Raw genomic sequence first — 16,493 nt, forward strand, 5'->3', positions numbered from 1 at the left:
CGCGCTCCGAGCGCGCCCGGCCCCCACACGCGGCCGGGCGCGCTCGTGTGTGCCCTTTGTGGCGGAAACCCTGACACCGGCAGCCCCCTTCGGCACACTGAGTACATGGACGATCACCCGGGGAAGTCGCCGGACTATCTCACCATCAACGTCACCCACCGCGACGACCCGGTCTTCGAGGTCACCGAGGCGGACGCGTTCGCCTCGGTCCGGAAGTATCCGAACATCGTGGTCCGGGGTCCGCTGTTCGGGCTTGCCGCGCAGCGGCGCGGGGAGCGGCCGCGCTGGCGGTTGCTGGGTGAACTCGACACCGGGTTCCCGCAGATGGCCCGGGACGAGCTGAACTCGCACCTCTGGTTCAAGGCCAAGGACGAGACCGAGGACCGGGCCGAGCGGCAGTCGCTGCTGGAGGCCGTGGCCCGGCTGGAGGTCGATCCGGTCAACGAGGTGACGGCGGACGGAGTCCGCTACCGGGTCGTGCGGGCCGATGAGTTCACCCGGATCGGCGACGGTCGCCTGGAGCCGCCCCGGGCCACCGACCCGGACGACGACAGCTGGGACCTGGACGCCCCCGACCCCTGCCGGACCAAGGGCTTCGTGGTCGATCACGCGGCCGCCGTCGGGCTGACCGAGGGGATCGACCGGGCCGGGCTGCTCCAGCTCTCCTACACCGCCGACCGCTTCCCCGCAGACGTACGGGCCGACTCCCGGCGGGCGGTGACCACCCACCCGGGGGTCGTGCTCCTCCCGGCGACGTTCCGGGTGGTGGAGCGGAAGGAGCTGTCCTGGTCGATGGTGACCGGGCAGTACTCGACCCCGCAGGGCGCCCGGCGCGCCCTCGTCCACCACCTCACCCGGCCCGTGCCCCAGCTGCCGGATCTGCCGGACATGCCGGAGCTGCCCGCGTGGATGAAGGTGGACGAGAAGGAGGCGGCCATCCATGAGCGGGCCGCGAAGAAGTTCACCGCGCGCCGGAGGCCCAATGAACTCGTGGTGCGGGGACGCCGGTTCGAGGTCGTGCGGGTCGAGCGCGTGATGCGCATCGGGCCGGACGGGCCGGAGAAGCCGCGCCCGTCCGACGTGGACGACTACGGCCCCTCCCAGATCCATCCCCCCATGGACGAGCACGGGACCATCACCTACGGCACGTAGGCGATGGTCCCGTGCAACAGCGGTTCTTCGGGCCTCAGTTGCCCTTGACCGTGACCTTCTCGTCGTTGTTGAGCTGCTCCACCAACTGCTTCACCTTGGCCTTGTCCCAGACCAGGTTCCCGTTGACGCTGCCCGAGAGCGGGATGTTCATCGACGTGCCGTCGCCGCCCGTGACGCCCTTCATGGCGAAGAACATGTTGGCCAGCGACCAGAGCGACATGTCCTTGTCCACGATCAGCGTGTCCAGGCCCGCGCCCATCGTCGGGTACAGCTTGAACGGGTTGATGATCGTGGACGGGGTCGCCGTCTGGCTCGCCAGCGCCGCGAGGAACTTCTGCTGGTTCTTCGTACGGTCCAGGTCGCTGTTCGGGAACGCGTAGCGGGTACGGACGAAGGCGAGGGACTGCTCGCCGTTCAGCGTCTGCTTGCCCGCCTGGAAGTCGGCTCCGGACTTCTTGTCCTTGAAGGCCTTCGGGATGTCCAGCTCGACCCCGCCGATCGCGTCCACGATCTTCGCGAAGCCGCCGAAGCCGATCTCGACGTAGTGGTCGATGTGCAGACCGGTGTTGAACTCCACGGTCCGCACCAGCAGCTCGGGGCCGTCCTCGGCGTAGGCGGCGTTCAGCTTCACCTGCCGGCCGGTGCCCTGGAACATCTTCCCGGACTCGGACCCCTTGAAGGAGGGGATCTCCACGTTGGAGTCGCGCGGCAGTGAGATCAGCGTCGGGCCGCTGGAGCCGTCGTGCAGGATCATCATCGAGTCGGTGCGCTTGCCCTCGGCCGAACCGGTGCGCAGCCGCTTCTTCTCCTCGTCCGACATGCCCTCGCGGCTGTCGGAGCCGACGATCAGGTAGTTCGTGCCGTCGCCGGACTTCGGCCGCTCGATGACCTTCGCGAGGTCGACCTCGCGCTTCAGCTTCGAGTCGGCCCAGAAGTACGTCGAGATCGAGACCGTGAGCACCACGACCACCAGGGCCAGCGCGCCGAGCTTGATCCGGCGGCGCCAGTCCGGTGCCGGGCGGCCCTGGACGTAACCCCCGTCACCGCCGCCGCGACGGCCACCGCCGCCGCCCCGGCCGTCGGATCCGCCGCCGCCCGAGCCGTAGACCTGGCCCGTGTTGTAGCCGCTGTCGTAACCGGGGTCGGGGCTGTTGCCGTAGCCGCCGTCCTGGTGGCGGTCGTCGTACCCTCCCTGGCCCCGCGGCGGGCCCTGCGGCCTCTGCGGCGGCACCTGCGGCCTCTGCGGCGGGGCCGGGCGGCGCTGGATGTGCGGCATCGCCCGCGCACTCTCGGGCTGGGGGCTCGCACTGCCCCGCCCGTAGCGGTCGCTGCGGTCGCCGGTCCGTCGATCGGGCCAATCGTTCATCCGAACAGTGTGCCGTCCCGGCCCGCAGCTATTACAGGGTGTAAGGGAAATCGCACCAGGGCTGTTGCGAACCTGATGCATTCTGCGGGATCACGGACCCCGCATAAGGTGGACTGTATGACAGATCAGGCCACTGGCGTAACAGATCAGGCCAACCGCTCGGAAGGCGAGATTCCGGGCAAGCCGACCGCCGCGTCCCGGACCACCCTCAGCCACATCATGACCGGCAGCGACACCAACCTCCTCGGCACGGTGCACGGTGGCGTGATCATGAAACTGGTCGACGACGCCGCCGGCGCGGTGGCAGGCCGGCACTCCGGCGGGCCCGCCGTGACCGCCTCCATGGACGAGATGGTCTTCCTGGAGCCGGTCAGGGTCGGTGACCTCGTTCACGTACGCGCGCAGGTCAACTGGACCGGCCGTTCCTCGATGGAGGTCGGCGTCCGCGTGATGGCCGAACGCTGGAACGAGTCGACCCCCGCCCAGCAGGTCGGCAGCGCCTATCTGGTGTTCGCCGCCGTCGACGGGGACGGCAAGCCGCGCCGCGTACCGCCGGTGATCCCCGAGACCGAGCGTGACAACCGGCGCTACCAGGAGGCGCAGATCCGGCGCACCCACCGGCTCGCCCGCCGCCGAGCGATCAAGGAGCTGCGCGAGAAGCGCGCCGCCGACGGCATCGACGACTGAGCCCGCGAGACCGCCTCACGGCCCTACGGGCACACCACCTCGTCGCCCGTCACCGTGGCGAACTCGCCCGTCTGCCGGCTCTCCGCCTTCACCCGCTGCACCTTGGTGAAGTCCGCGCCCACCGTCACCTTCATCAGCGCGCCCTGGCCCTTCACCGCCTTCAGCTCGCTCCCGGGCAGGGCGGTGGCCAGGGACTTCGCCGACCGGTCCCAGCGCGGGTCGTACTCCACGAGCGTCCGCTTCAGATCCCGCAGCTCCCCGTTGAGCGGGGCCTCGCCGGTGGTGAACCCGGTGGCCCGCAGCGCCTCGTCCACGGTCCGGCCCAGGCCGTCCTTCGGGGTCCCGTTGTAGACCTGCACCCGGATCTCCTTCGGCGCCACGTCCACGAGCGTGGCCGGCGGCTGCTTCGGACCGGCGGCGGGCTTCGGCTTCGCGGGGGCCAGCGGCCGGTCCTCGCGCAGCGCCTGGAACAGCTTCTTCGACTTCTTCGCGTCCCACTGCACCGTGGAGCCGATGCCCTTGACCGGGAAGCTGGGGTTGCCGATGGGCACGGAGGCGAATTCCGACGAGGCCGGACCGAAGTCCTTCATCGCCTTGCCGAGCGCCAGCATCTGCTCCGTACCGAAGCCCTCGTCGGCCCGGACCGAGCCGAGCGCCGAGGCGGCGACCTGCTGGAACTTCACCGGGTTCAGCAGCACCCCGCTGCCCGTCGCCTGCTTGATCAGCGCCGCCATGAACTTCTGCTGGCGCTCCATCCGGCCCAGGTCGGCGGCCACGTCCACATGGCGCGAGCGCACGTACTGGAGTGCCTGGCCGCCGTCCAGCTCATGGGTGCCCGCGGGCAGATCCAGACCGGTGTACGAGTCCTTCATCGGCCGGGCCGTGCAGATCTTCACCCCGCCGACCGCGTCCACCGTCTTCATGAAGCTGGTGAAGTCGACCTCCAGATAGTGGTCGACCTTGACGCCGGTCATGTTCTCGACGGTCCGCACGGTCAGCGTGGGCCCGCCCTCCGCGTAGGCGGCGTTCAGCTTCACCGGGTGGCTCTCGTGGTGCTTGCCCGTGGTGCGGTCGGTGTGGGCGGGCATCTCCGCGTAACTGTCCCGGGGGAGGCTGACCACGCTCGCCCGCTGCCGGTCCGCCGACAGATGGACCAGCATGATCGTGTCGGTGCAGTGGCAGGGGGCGCCGCCGAGCCTGTACTTCTTCTTCTCGGCCTTGGTGATCGTGTCCCGGCCGTCGGTGCCGACGAGCAGCAGATTCGTGCCGTGGCCCCCCTGCGGGCGGTTCTTCATGTCCTTGAACGGATCGACCCGGCCGATCCCGCCCTCCAGGCTGCTCACCACGGCGTGACCGATCCCACCGGCCCCCAGCACCAGCACCGACAGACCGGTGGCCACCCGCATGCCCCAGCGCGGCCGCTCGTCCTGCTTGCGGCGGCGGACCGGCCGGGTGCCCTGGGGCGGACGGCGTCGCGGGGGAGCGGCGGGGCGGGGCCGGGGCGGGCGCTGCGGTCGTTGCGGCGTGGGCACGGGGGGAGACACCTCCGGGGTGCAAGGGAGACACCTCTGCGGTACAGACAAGTACACGGGGGCCAAGGGGACCAATCGCACGGTAGGCCCATACGATCTCCGCCCCGGCCCGCGACCGGGCGGCGCGCGCACCGGTGTCCCCCATTCGCGGTAACGTGGCGGCCGAATAACGCCGCCCCCCTGGGGTGCCCGCCTCCCGGGCGCGGACCCCTGGCGCCCCCGAGGACCCCCTGAGGACCACATGTCTGCCGCGCAGTACCCCGCCGTCTCCGTGATCATGCCGGTGCTCAACGAGGAACGCCATCTCAGGAACTCGGTCCGGCACATCCTGGAGCAGGAGTACGCCGGTGAGATGGAGGTCGTGATCGCGCTCGGCCCCTCCGCCGACCGCACGGACGAGATCGCCGCCGAACTGGTCGCCGAGGACCCCCGGGTCCACACCGTGCCCAACCCCACCGGCCGCACCCCCGCCGCCCTCAACGCGGCGATCAAGGCCTCCCGCCACCCCGTCGTCGTACGGGTCGACGGCCACGGCATGCTCTCGCCGAACTACATCGCGACCGCCGTCCGCCTCCTGGAGGAGACCGGCGCGCAGAACGTCGGCGGCATCATGCACGCCGAGGGCGAGAACGCCTGGGAGGACGCCGTCGCCGCCGCGATGACCTCGAAGATCGGCGTCGGCAACGCGGCCTTCCACACCGGCGGCCAGGCGGGCCCCGCCGAGACCGTCTACCTGGGCGTCTTCCGCCGCGAGGCGCTGGAGCGGGCGGAGGGCTACAACGTCGAGTTCATCCGCGCCCAGGACTGGGAGCTGAACTTCCGCATCCGCGAGGCCGGCGGGCTGATCTGGTTCTCGCCCGAGCTGAAGGTGCAGTACCGCCCACGCCCCTCGGTGAAGGCGCTCGCCAAGCAGTACAAGGACTACGGCCGCTGGCGCCACGTCGTCGCCCGCTACCACCCCGGCTCGATCAACCTCCGCTACCTGGCCCCGCCGACCGCCGTCGTCGCCATCGCGGCGGGCCTGGTCCTGGGCGCGGCCGTCACCCCGTGGGCGCTGGTCGTCCCGGGCGGTTACGTGGCCGCGATCGTCGCCGGGTCGCTGCCCGCGGGCAAGGGCATGTCGCTGAAGGCGCGCGCGCAGATCCCGGTGGCCCTGGCGACCATGCACATGTGCTGGGGCTTCGGCTTCCTCACCAGCCCCCGGTCCCTGGCCAAGCGGGTCATCGCGAGCCGCCGCCCGGCGATGACCGACAGCAGCGAGACCGTCTGACGCAGCGAGACCGTCTGAGCCGGACGGTTCCGTACGTGAAGGGCCCACCGCTCGGCGGTGGGCCCTTCGCCTGTCTCCTGCGCACGGTCCGTTACGGCGTCACCAGGTGTAGTTCGGGTTGACCTTCATGCAGGCGTTCTCGTCGTCGCCGTTGAGAGCGCCCGCCGACTCCGGGGTCTTCTCCTTGCCCTTGGACACCGGGTAGGCCCCGTCCTCGCGCCAGTCCGCGCCCACGGCGAGCGAGATCCCCGAGACGTCGGTGGACTTCTTCACCTGCGACAGCGGAACCCCGAGCGCCTTGGCGACCGCCTGCGCGTCGCCCTCCAGATCCGCGCTCGGATACAGGATCGCCGTCCGCGCCGCCCCGGTCACGTTGTCCGGGTCGACGGTGGTCTTCCCGAAGCCCGCGTTCTTCAGCTGCTCCGCCACGTCCCCCGCACGCCCCGAGGCCGGTCCGAGCGCGTCGGTCGCGGTCCCGTTCCGTACGGCGACGGCGATCTCGCCGACCGGCGCCGACGGGTCCTTGGGCTCCTCCGGCTTCTTCCGCTTGGAGGCCTTGCCGTCCAGCGGGATGTCGTCGCGGACCATCCGGAACAGCTGCTCGGCGTCGCCCGCCTTCGGGTAGACCCGGCCGTCGTTCACGCCGGTGCCGTACACATTGGGCATCGTCGACATCGTGATGCGCTTCGTCGGGACCTTCTTGAACTCCTCGGCCAGGTCGTAGAGCTTCTTGACCGTGCCGAGGCCCTTGTCGACCGTCAGCGCCTTGGTGGCCGCCTCGGCGAGGTTCGTCAGCTTCGCCGGGTCGGTGAGCTTGGTGCCCTTGCGCAGCTCACGCACCATCGAGTTCATGTACTGGTGCTGGGCCTTCGCCCGCCCCAGGTCGGTGTTGTCCTCGAAGCCGTACCGGGTGCGCAGCCACTGGAGGGCCTGCTCGCCCTGGACGGAGGTGGTGCCCTTCTCCAGCTTCAGCCCGGAGCCCTTGCCGTCGCGGCCGCGCGAGTTGATGTTGGCGTCGACACAGACGGGGACACCGCCGATCGCGTCGGCCATCGAGACCACACCCGCGAAGTCGATCATCATGAAGTGGTCGATCCGGATGCCGGTCAGCTCGTACCAGGTGGCCACCGTGCACCCCGGACCACCGCGGCCCAGACTCTCGTTGGTCTGCACATCCCCCGTGCTGGCCGGGAAGACCTCGCCGTCCGGGGCCGTGCACTTGGGCATCTTCAGCATGGTGTCGCGCGGCATGCTGATCACGGAGAGGTTGGAGCGGTCCGCGGAGATGTGGAGCAGCATCTGCACATCGGCCAGCGGCGGTGCCCCGAAGGTGTCCTTCGCCCCGCCCAGCTTCTGATTGGCCTCGGAGTCCCGGGCGTCGGAACCGATGAGCAGGATGTTGAGCGGGGTCTGACCGGCGGCGTTGGCCTTGTGATCGGCCATCTGCTTGTCGCCGAGGGTCAGTTCCCCTTTCTTGATGTTGCTGTTGAGGTACTCGTAGTAGAGGTAACCGGCGCCGCCGGTGGCGAGTATCAGCACGGCGAGCACGGAGGCGCTCCAGCGCAGTGCGCGCCGCTTGCCGCTCTTGGGCGCGCGGCGGCTGCTGCGCCCCTGGGCAGGGCCGCCGTTGCCGCGCCGGCCCTTCGCCGCCCGGCGGCCGCCCTTCGGCCGCTCACTGCCTGCCGGTGCCTCACCGCCCTCCGGCGGCCCGTCGCCGTCACCCTCGTACAGGCTCTTGTCCCGGCCGAGTTGACCCGTGCCGCGGACGCGTGATCGCGTCCCCTCCCCGCGCGTGCTGCTCCGTCCCACCGGACCCCCCATGCTGTTCAGATTTCCGCTGTGGCGCGGTGACCCGGTGTCACTTGGCGCATACCGCCTTGTCGGCGCTTGCCTGCTCGACGCCCTCCGGAGCCTTCGCGGGCCCGGTGATGAGCTGGCCCGCACCCTTGAAGTCGCCCCCCAGCGTGAGCACCATCGCCTCCAGCCCCTCGGCGTCGGCGGTGCCCTGCTTCATGGCCGCGGCGGGCAGCCCCATCATCGCGGCGAGCGCCCGGGCCTGATCGGCCTGGTTGGGCGCGTACTGCAGCGTCGTCTTCTTGATCTTCTCGGGTGCGTTGGCCTTGTTGGCGGACTTCAGCACCCCCTGCTCGTTCTGGAGCCAGGTGACGGTCGCGCCCGCCGCGCCGGGGATCTCACCGCCGTTGAGGACGTCCACACGTATGTCGGCGGGCTCGGACTTCGGGCCCTTGAGCAGGGCCGCCTGCTTGCCCTTGGCGGCCTTCTCCTTCTGCTTCACCTCGGTCAGCGAGGTGTCGGAACGCATCATCGCGAAGAGCTGCTCACCCTTGACCGGGTCCACGACCACGGTGATCGGCTTCGGCTCGGCCGGGTTGTCGATGACCGGCATCGTGAGGAAGGTGACGTTCTTCGTGTCGACCTTGCCGATCTCCTGGGCCAGCGTCATCAGCTTCTTCGCGTCGCCGATGCCCGTGTCGACGGTCAGCGCGTTGGTGGCCGCGTCGGCCAGCGTGAACAGCTTCTTCGGGTTGGTCAGGGTGTCGCTCGACTTCATCTCGCGGATCATCGAGGCGAGGAACTGCTGCTGCACCTTGATCCGGTCGAGGTCGCTCTCGTTGCCGAAGCTGTGCCGGGTGCGCAGCAGGGCCAGCGCGTCCTCGCCCGCCACCTTCGACTCGCCCGCGGGCAGCTTCAGATGGGACTTCGGGTCGTCGACCGGCTTGGCCATGCAGACCTTGACGCCGCCGACCGCGGTGGTGAGCTCCTTCACCGCGTTGAAGTCGACCATCATGAAGTGGTCGGGCTTGAGGCCGGTGATGTTCTCGACCGTCTTCATGGTGCAGCCGGGATTGCGGTCGTTCTGACCGAGGCTGGTGTTGAAGCGTTCGTTCGGGGTGCCGGGGATGATCGTGGAGGTGCCGTCCGACTGCTTCGTCTCGCACTCGGGGATCTCGGTCATCAGGTCGCGCGGGATGCTCATCGCCGTCGCGTTGGTCCGGTCCTCGGAGACATGGAACAGGATGGTGGTGTCGGCGTGGCCCGCGCTGCCCTTGTCGCCGTAGCCCTCGTTGCCCTTGCCGGTGCGCTTGTCGGTGCCGATGATCAGAATGTTCATCGGGCCGTCGCCGAGGACGTTCTTGCTGCCGGCGTCGCCCACGTCGATGGTGTCGATGTTGCCGTTGAGCTTCTGGTACAGGACGTACACGCCGAGCGAGGCGCCGACCACGACGAACGCCATGACGCCGCCCGTCCACAGCAGCGCCTTCTTCTTGCGCGACTTCTTGGGCTTGCGCTTCCGGCGGCCGGACGCGGGCGGTTCCGTGCCGCGCCCGCCGCCCTGGGAGCCGCGGCGGCTGCGCTGACCGGGCACCTCACGGCGCGGCGCGTCCTGGGCGCCCTCACGCTCACGCGTACCGGCGGCCCCGCGACGCCCCGAACCGGCCCTGGACTCACTGGTCCGGGACTCTCCGCGGCGACCGGTTCCTCCGGCAGCCGTGGCCGTACGCGAAGGGCTGCTCGACTCCCCAGCGGAGTGGTCCAGTCGCAATTCGTAATTACCGGTGTGCGGGTTGAGTACCCACTGGTCGGCGGGGTCGATATCGTCCGCCCGTCCACGACTGTGCGCGTCCACGGTTGCCTGCGTCCTCCGTCGGTGCCACGCGAGGCGCCCTCCCCCGGCAAGGCGCTCGTTCCTTCGCTCCAGCAGTGCACGACCTGATGGCCGGAAGCACCGGATCGCGTCACACTATCCGGCCGATTCCGCGTCGAGCGACGGGCGTGACACATTCAACGCCCCTTACAACCGGGCATTCTTCCCATTACGCGTCGATTGTGTTCTCTGTCTTGGCAATTGCTTTACTGCTTGCACAGGTCGTCCGCCGCACTCGAACCCGAATAGGTGGGTGTGGGCGTCGGACTTTCGGACCCGGCGCCGTCCGCTTCTCCGTCCTGCTCCCTTTCCCGGTCCTGCTGTGCTTCCTCGAGTTCGTCGGCCGGGACCACGGCGACCGGCCGGTCCTCGCGGAGTTGCTTGAACAGATCGCCCGCGTCCGGTTCGACGAGTTCGTCCCGGTTCGCGTTGTTACGGTACGGCTGCCGGGGTACGGTCAGGAACTGCACCTGCTCGGTCGGTACGTCGCGCATCCCGCGCACCAGGTCGTACAGGTCACGCAGCGAGTCCAGCCCCGGGTCCGTGGTCAGCGACTTGGTCGCCGCGTCCAGCACCGGGTAGAGCCGCGTCGGGTTGAGCAGGACGCCGTTGCTCTGCATCTTGTTCACCAGGGCGCCCAGGAACTGCTGCTGGCGCTCCATCCGTTCGGTGTCACTGCCGTTGCCGAGGGACTTGCGCGCCCGTACGTAGCCGAGGGCCTCCTCACCGTTCAGCGTCTGCCGGCCGGCCGGGAGCTCCAAGTGCGCGTCCTTGTCGTCGATCGGCTCCTTGAGGCAGATCTCGACCCCGTCCACGGCGTCGACCATGTCCTTGAAGCCGTTGAAGTCGACGACCATGTGGTGATCGATACGGATGCCGGTCATCTTCTCCACGGTGCGGATCGTGCAGGCGGTGCCGCCGAGCTCGAACGCCGCGTTGAACTGCGTGAACTGCTCCCGGGTCTTCTTGTCGTCCGCGGTGGAGCAGCTGGGGATCTCCACCATCAGGTCGCGGGGGAGCGACACGGCCGTCGCGCTCTTCCGGTCCGCCGCGAGGTGCAGCAGGATCGTGGTGTCGGAGCGCTGGCTGCCGCCGTCGTCCCGGCCGTACTTACGGTTGTCCCCGGCCCGGCTGTCCGACCCGATGAGCAGGATGTTCTGCGCGTCCATGACGACCGGGGTCGGCCGTTCCTTCTCGTACGCCTTCAGCTCGGCGGCGGCGCTCGTGTCGGTGGTGATGTTCCCGTCGAGCTTCTTGTAGAGCCACCAGCTCGTCCCCGCGCCGACCAGCACGAGGAGCGAGACGGCGAGCGCGGTCCAGCGCAGCCAGTGGCGCTTGCGCGCGGCGACGATGCCGTCCTTGGGCTGGTCGGCCCAGGTCTGCACGCCGTCACCGGCCGACCCGGCCTTTTCGGGCTCGACGGCGCCAGGGGTCGGGTCCTCGGGGGCCCGGCCTTCCGAGGCCCGGCCTTCCGAGGGTGCGTCCTCCGGGGTCCCGTCCTCCGGGGTCCCGCCCTCCGAGGGCGCGGGTTCCGGGGCCGTGGTTTCTGAGTGCGCGTCCTCCGAGGGCACGTCCTCCGGGGCTCCGCCCTCGGGGGGCACGCCCTCGGTCCCGGACTCTTCCTGCGACCTGCCCTGCGGCTTGTCCCCGGCCGAGTGGTCCGGGTCGGACGGCGGGCCAGCACTGTCGGTCACGTCTGCGTCCATCCTTCACGTTCGGCGGCGCGAGAGGGGCCGCCGGTCGCAGGAGTAGACGGCTGAAACTCACGCTTGGTTGTGCACGGCCAGGAGAGTGGTCTGTACCGCCCGATCATCTACCCGCTCCGGAGCTGAGTACCGAGGACTCGGCCCGCTGTGGGCCGGACGAGTGGACCTCAGGGCGCTTGTCATACCGCGGTGTTGGTGACCCGCTCGCTCTCGGTCCGCTGGGCGAGACCGTCCGCGTCCAGCTGGCCGAGGTGGCGGCACAGCACCACGGACCCACCGGCCGCCAGTGGCGCGAAAAGACCGGCGCTCAGCCCGTCCCAGGTGTCGTACGTACGCCCGGTGAGCAGCCGGGACCCCGGTACGAGCCCGAGGGCGCCGGCGTCCTCGCGGGCCCTGGCGACGAGCTGCGCACCCGTCAGCTCCATCCCGCCGACGGCCAGCGCGGGAGCGTCGGCGTCCACCGGGGCGAAGGGCGCGAAGCGGTCGCCCTGGCTCGGCACCTCCACCGCGTAGTCCGCGAATCCCTCGGGCGCCTGCGGGAACCGGCCGCCCAGCGGACGCAGGGCGAGAGCGACGCGCTCACCCCGGCAGGCCCGCGCCCGCTCCAGGGTGTCCGGGCCGGTCACGACGAGGTCGGCGGCGGCCGGGTCGCCCTGGACGTCGGCGACGACCCCGACGGAGGAGCAGGCGAGCAGCCAGACCGCGGACTGCCAGTGCGCGGGGAGCAGCAGGGCGAGCCGGTCCCCGGGCTCCGCGGCCAGGTCGCCCTGGAGCAGATTGGCGGTCTTGGCCACCCAATTGGCGAAGGTGGCCACCGACAGTTCGACGCGTTCTCCGGTGGCGTCGTCGTAGAAGGTGACCAGGGGGCGGGCCGGGTCCGCGGCAAGGGCGGATCGCAGCAGGTCGGCAGGGGTGCGGTCGCTGGAGTTCATCCGCGCAAGCCTACGCCGGGGGCGCTGTGCGGGGCGGGCTGAACGGGTGTCACGTACACCGGTTCGGCAGACGGTTCGGCGGACGGGGCGTCATGGCGAGGCCGATGTCCGGGTAGCCGGAGTCGTAACTGTATGGCCAGGATCGTGCGTATGCGTGCACTATTGGTCACCTCAGTCGGCGTCACCTGCGCGGCGGCCCTCACCCTGCCGCTCGCCGCCCCAGCCCTGTCCGCCCCGGTCCCGGCCTCGGTTCCGCACTCCGTCACAGCCGGGCCGCCTTCCCTGTCCCCCGAATCACCGGGGTCCGGCCCGCCGTCGTCGGTACGGGCCGAAGCCGCCCCCGACGAGGCGGAAGCACCGTCGGCACGGGGCCGCGAGACCCGCGCGGCCGAGCCCGCGGGCTCGACGCAGTCCCTGCCCCTGAAGCCCCTCGCCGCACCGTCCGACCGCACCGTGGGCCCGGCGGCGGCCGGCCAGGGCCTGGACCGGCGCGACGCCCGCCCGTTCTCCCTGGTGGGCGTGGTCTGGGACGACGCCGATGCCGAACTGCACGGCACGGTCCAGGTCCGCACCCGGGCGACCGGCGGCACGAGCTGGTCGGACTGGCAGGACGTCGAGACCCACAACGCCGAGCACGCCGCCGACCTCGGCAGCGCCGAGCGGGAGTCCGGCGCCGTGCGTGGCGCGACGGCCCCGCTCTGGGTCGGCGACTCGGACGGCGTGGAGGTACGCGTACGTCCGGAGGCGGCCGATCCGCAGAACCGGGCCGCCGCCGTACCGCTCCCCGAAGGACTGCGCCTGGAACTCGTCGACCCCGGCGAGGACCCCGTAACAGAACCGGCCGAGGAACCGGCAGAGGAATCCGCCCAGGAACCCGCCGAGGCCGACGCCGCGGCCACCGACGCCGCTCCGGCGGGCCGGGCGGCTCCGGCGGGCCGGGCGGCCCCCGTAGGCCGATCCGCCACCCCGGCGAGGTTCGCCGCCAACCCGGCGCCGCCCACGACGACGACGGCCGTGCCGGAGGCGCTCACCGCCGAATCCGCCGCCACCTCGGCCGTCAACGCGGACCTCGCACCGCTCGGCGCGGCCGAGATCCCCGCGCTGACCAAGGCGGAGACGGAGGAGGAGGCGGCGATCGTCGCCGCCGGGGCGAAGCCGTACATCGGACCCCGGCCGAAGATCGTCACCCGTAAGGGCTGGGGCGCCGACGAGAAGCTCCGCGAGCGGAACTTCGCGTACACCAAGACCGTCAAGGCGGCCTTCGTGCACCACAGCGCGACCGGCAACAACTACACCTGCAAGCAGGCCCCTTCGGTGCTCCGCAGCATCTACCGCTACCACGTCCAGAGCAGCGGCTGGCGCGACTTCGGCTACAACTTCGCCGTCGACAAGTGCGGAAACATCTACGAGGGCCGGGCCGGCGGCGTCGCGAAGGCGGTCCTCGGAGCGCACACCCTGGGCTTCAACACCAACACCATGGGGGTCGCGGTGCTCGGCACCTACACCTCCACCAACCCGCCCGCCGCCGCGGTGACCGCCGTCTCCAAGCTCACCGCCTGGAAGCTCGGCCTGTTCGGGGCCAACCCCAAGGGCAAGGTCACTCTCACCTCCGGCGGCAGCAACAAGTACAAGGCAGGCGTGAAGGTCAAGATGAACGTCATCTCGGGCCATCGGGACGGCTTCGCAACCGAATGTCCCGGAGCGCGTCTTTACAAGAAGCTCGGCACGGCCCGGACCAGCTCCGCCAAACTGCAGGGCCGCTGACCGGGGCATATCCGACCGGTCTGCTTAGACTGGCCAGCCACATCCAGGCCAGGCCCCAGCAGGAAGCAGAGACGGTGCTGTGACAGAGGCAAAAGAAGCGATCCTCCTGGTCGGTGGCAAAGGCACCCGGCTGCGCCCGCTCACGGTGCACACCCCGAAGCCGATGGTCCCGGCGGCGGGTGTCCCCTTCCTCACCCACCAGCTGGCGCGGGCCAGGGCGGCCGGGGTGGAGCACATCGTGCTCGCCACGTCCTACCTGGCGGAGGTCTTCGAGCCGTACTTCGGCGACGGTTCCTCGCTCGGCCTGCACATCGAGTACGTCACCGAGCAGGAGCCGCTCGGCACCGGCGGAGCCATCCGCAACGTCGCGCCGAAGCTGTCCTCGGGGCCGGACGAACCGGTCCTGATCTTCAACGGCGACATCCTGACCGGGCTCGACATCCGGGCCCTGGTCACTTCGCACACCGACTCCGGTGCGGATGTCTCCCTCCACCTGACCCGGGTCGAGGACCCGCGCGCCTTCGGCCTCGTGCCGACCGACGCGACGGGCCGGGTCACGGCCTTCCTGGAGAAGCCGCAGACGCCGGAGGAGATCGTCACCGACCAGATCAACGCCGGGGCGTACATCTTCCGCCGCTCGGTCATCGACAGCATCCCGTCCGGCCGCCCGGTCTCCGTCGAACGCGAGACCTTCCCCGGACTCCTCGCCTCCGGCGCCCACCTCCAGGGCATGGTCGACTCCACGTACTGGCTGGACCTGGGCACCCCGGGCGCCTTCGTCCGCGGCTCCGCCGACCTGGTCCTCGGCCGCGCCCCGTCCCCGGCGGTCCCCGGCCGCTGCGGCGACCGCCTGGTCCTGCCGACCGCCTCGGTGGCCCCGGACGCCAAGCTCACCGGCGGTACGGTGGTCGGCGCCGACGCGGTGATCGGCGCGGGCGCGAGAATAGAGGGCTCGACGATCCTGGAAGGCGCGGTCGTCGAGCCGAGCGCGGTCATCACGGACTCCCTGGTCGGGGCGGGCGCGAGGATCGGCAGCCGTACGGTGCTGGCGGGCGCGGTGATCGGCGACGGGGCACAGGTGGGCGCGGACAACGAGCTGCGCGACGGGGTCAGGATCTGGTGCGGGGCGATCCTGCCGGACGCCTCGGTCCGCTTCTCCTCGGACCAGTAGACGGCGAACCCGTACGCTCAAGGGGACCCGCGGAGACCCCACCTCCGCACCAGAATCACCCCGAGACACCCCGAGACACCCCGAAATACCCCGAGACACCACCGAGAAGCCGAGACCCCACCGAGACCCCGAGGCCCCCGTGGCAGGACGATTCGCCCCCCGCACCGCGCGAGCGGCGCTGCCGGCGCAGCCGGCCCCTCCGTCCTCCTCGCCCGACGGCCCGCCGCTGACCCGGGAATGGACCCCGCCCGGCCCACTGGACCTCCGTCTGGTCCTGGCCCCCCTGCGCCGGGGCCCGGCGGACCCCACGTTCCGGATGGTCGCGGACGGCACGTTCTGGCGGGCCACCCGCACGCCCGAGGGCCCCGGCACCCTGCGCGTGGCGGCGCGCGGCGACCGGGTGGCGGCGGCGGCCTGGGGCCCCGGCGCGGACTGGCTGCTGGCGGGGCTCCCCGCCCTCCTGGGTGCGGAGGACGACCCGGACGCGTTCGTCCCGCGCCACCGCCTGCTGGCCCTGACGAGGCACCGCCGCCCGGGCCTGCGTCTGCTGCGTACGGGCCTGGTCATGGAATCGCTGATCCCGTCGATCCTGGAACAGAAGGTCACCACGGACGAGGCGTACCGCGCCTGGCGCCACCTGGTCCGCCGCTTCGGCACTCCCGCCCCGGGTCCCACCTCCGACCTGGGCCTGCACGTGATGCCGGACCCGCGCGGCTGGGCGATGATCCCGTCCTGGGAATGGCACAAGGCGAATGTCGACGCCAAGCGCTCGTCGACGATCCTGCGCGCGGTACGCGTGGCCCGCCGCCTGGAGGAGGCGGCGACGATGAACCTCCCCGAGGCCCAGGCCCGCCTGGAACTGATCCCCGGGATCGGCCCCTGGACCTCGACCGAGACCCTGCAGCGCTCGAACGGCGCGGCGGACGCGGTCACGGTCGGCGACCTGCACCTCCCGGGCATCGTGGGCCACGCCCTGGCGGACAACCGCGACGCGGACGACGAGGAGATGCTGACCCTCCTGACCCCGTACGAGGGCCAACGCCACCGAGCGACCCGCCTGATCCTGCTATCGGGCCACACCCCGGCCCGCAGGGCCCCGAGGATGACCCCGGGCAACATCACGAACCTGTAGCGCTCTGAAGCCCAGCCGGGCCAGCGCGCTGCCCCCCCAGTCCCTGAACCTCAGCCTCTGAACTCCAGCCCCTGAACCTCAGCCCCTGAACCCCCCCCCCAGAACCCCCCCCCC

12 protein-coding genes are annotated in these 16,493 nt (G+C 70.9%); 6 read left to right on the top strand and 6 right to left on the bottom strand.

All coding sequences use genetic code 11. The annotated features are described in order from the left end of the window. Positions 1 to 105 precede the first annotated feature (105 nt). Positions 106 to 1,152, top strand: a complete 1,047-nt coding sequence (locus ACIQPT_RS13300; protein ID WP_401155517.1) for a DUF5954 family protein — start codon at positions 106 to 108, stop codon at positions 1,150 to 1,152. Positions 1,153 to 1,186: 34 nt separating this feature from the next. On the opposite strand, the gene ACIQPT_RS13305 is transcribed toward ACIQPT_RS13300, so the two are convergent. Continuing rightward, positions 1,187 to 2,518, bottom strand: a complete 1,332-nt coding sequence (locus ACIQPT_RS13305; protein ID WP_401155518.1) for an LCP family protein — start codon at positions 2,516 to 2,518, stop codon at positions 1,187 to 1,189. 117 nt (positions 2,519 to 2,635) lie between these two features. Here ACIQPT_RS13305 and ACIQPT_RS13310 point away from each other — a divergent pair, with 117 nt between their 5' ends. Next, positions 2,636 to 3,205, top strand: a complete 570-nt coding sequence (locus ACIQPT_RS13310) for an acyl-CoA thioesterase (RefSeq protein WP_401155519.1) — start codon at positions 2,636 to 2,638, stop codon at positions 3,203 to 3,205. A gap of 23 nt (positions 3,206 to 3,228) precedes the next feature. On the opposite strand, the gene ACIQPT_RS13315 is transcribed toward ACIQPT_RS13310, so the two are convergent. Next, positions 3,229 to 4,611 (bottom strand): LCP family protein, encoded by a 1,383-nt coding sequence (locus ACIQPT_RS13315; protein ID WP_401155587.1) that lies wholly within the window; start codon positions 4,609 to 4,611, stop codon positions 3,229 to 3,231. Between the two features lie 367 nt (positions 4,612 to 4,978). Between ACIQPT_RS13315 and ACIQPT_RS13320 the strand changes: the two genes are divergently transcribed. Continuing rightward, entirely contained in the window at positions 4,979 to 6,007 is a 1,029-nt protein-coding gene (locus ACIQPT_RS13320; protein WP_401155521.1) for a glycosyltransferase family 2 protein, read from the top strand. Between the two features lie 99 nt (positions 6,008 to 6,106). On the opposite strand, the gene ACIQPT_RS13325 is transcribed toward ACIQPT_RS13320, so the two are convergent. From ACIQPT_RS13325 to ACIQPT_RS13340, 4 genes are all read right to left on the bottom strand, one after another. Then, positions 6,107 to 7,828: an LCP family protein gene (locus ACIQPT_RS13325; protein ID WP_401155522.1), complete on the bottom strand. Its 1,722-nt coding sequence runs from the start codon at positions 7,826 to 7,828 to the stop codon at positions 6,107 to 6,109. A gap of 37 nt (positions 7,829 to 7,865) precedes the next feature. Further along, positions 7,866 to 9,656, bottom strand: a complete 1,791-nt coding sequence (locus ACIQPT_RS13330; protein ID WP_401155524.1) for an LCP family protein — start codon at positions 9,654 to 9,656, stop codon at positions 7,866 to 7,868. 224 nt (positions 9,657 to 9,880) lie between these two features. Further along, complete coding sequence (locus tag ACIQPT_RS13335) at positions 9,881 to 11,380, bottom strand: LCP family protein (protein WP_401155525.1); 1,500 nt, start codon at positions 11,378 to 11,380, stop codon at positions 9,881 to 9,883. A gap of 179 nt (positions 11,381 to 11,559) precedes the next feature. Beyond that, positions 11,560 to 12,312 carry a TIGR03089 family protein gene (locus ACIQPT_RS13340; protein WP_401155526.1) on the bottom strand — a complete coding sequence of 251 codons (753 nt, stop codon included), beginning with the start codon at positions 12,310 to 12,312 and terminating at the stop codon, positions 11,560 to 11,562. A 150-nt stretch (positions 12,313 to 12,462) separates the two neighbouring features. Between ACIQPT_RS13340 and ACIQPT_RS13345 the strand changes: the two genes are divergently transcribed. From ACIQPT_RS13345 to ACIQPT_RS13355, 3 genes are all read left to right on the top strand, one after another. After that, positions 12,463 to 14,076, top strand: coding sequence for a peptidoglycan recognition protein (locus ACIQPT_RS13345; protein WP_401155528.1), 1,614 nt, complete (start codon positions 12,463 to 12,465; stop codon positions 14,074 to 14,076). Positions 14,077 to 14,155: 79 nt separating this feature from the next. After that, entirely contained in the window at positions 14,156 to 15,247 is a 1,092-nt protein-coding gene (locus ACIQPT_RS13350; protein ID WP_401155530.1) for a sugar phosphate nucleotidyltransferase, read from the top strand. A gap of 139 nt (positions 15,248 to 15,386) precedes the next feature. After that, on the top strand, positions 15,387 to 16,379 hold the full coding sequence (locus ACIQPT_RS13355) for a DNA-3-methyladenine glycosylase family protein (protein ID WP_401155532.1): 993 nt from the start codon (positions 15,387 to 15,389) through the stop codon (positions 16,377 to 16,379). Positions 16,380 to 16,493 lie beyond the last annotated feature (114 nt).

The sequence above is a fragment of the Streptomyces sp. NPDC091289 genome, from assembly GCF_044757365.1.
In the GTDB taxonomy this organism is placed as follows: Bacteria; Actinomycetota; Actinomycetes; order Streptomycetales; family Streptomycetaceae; genus Streptomyces.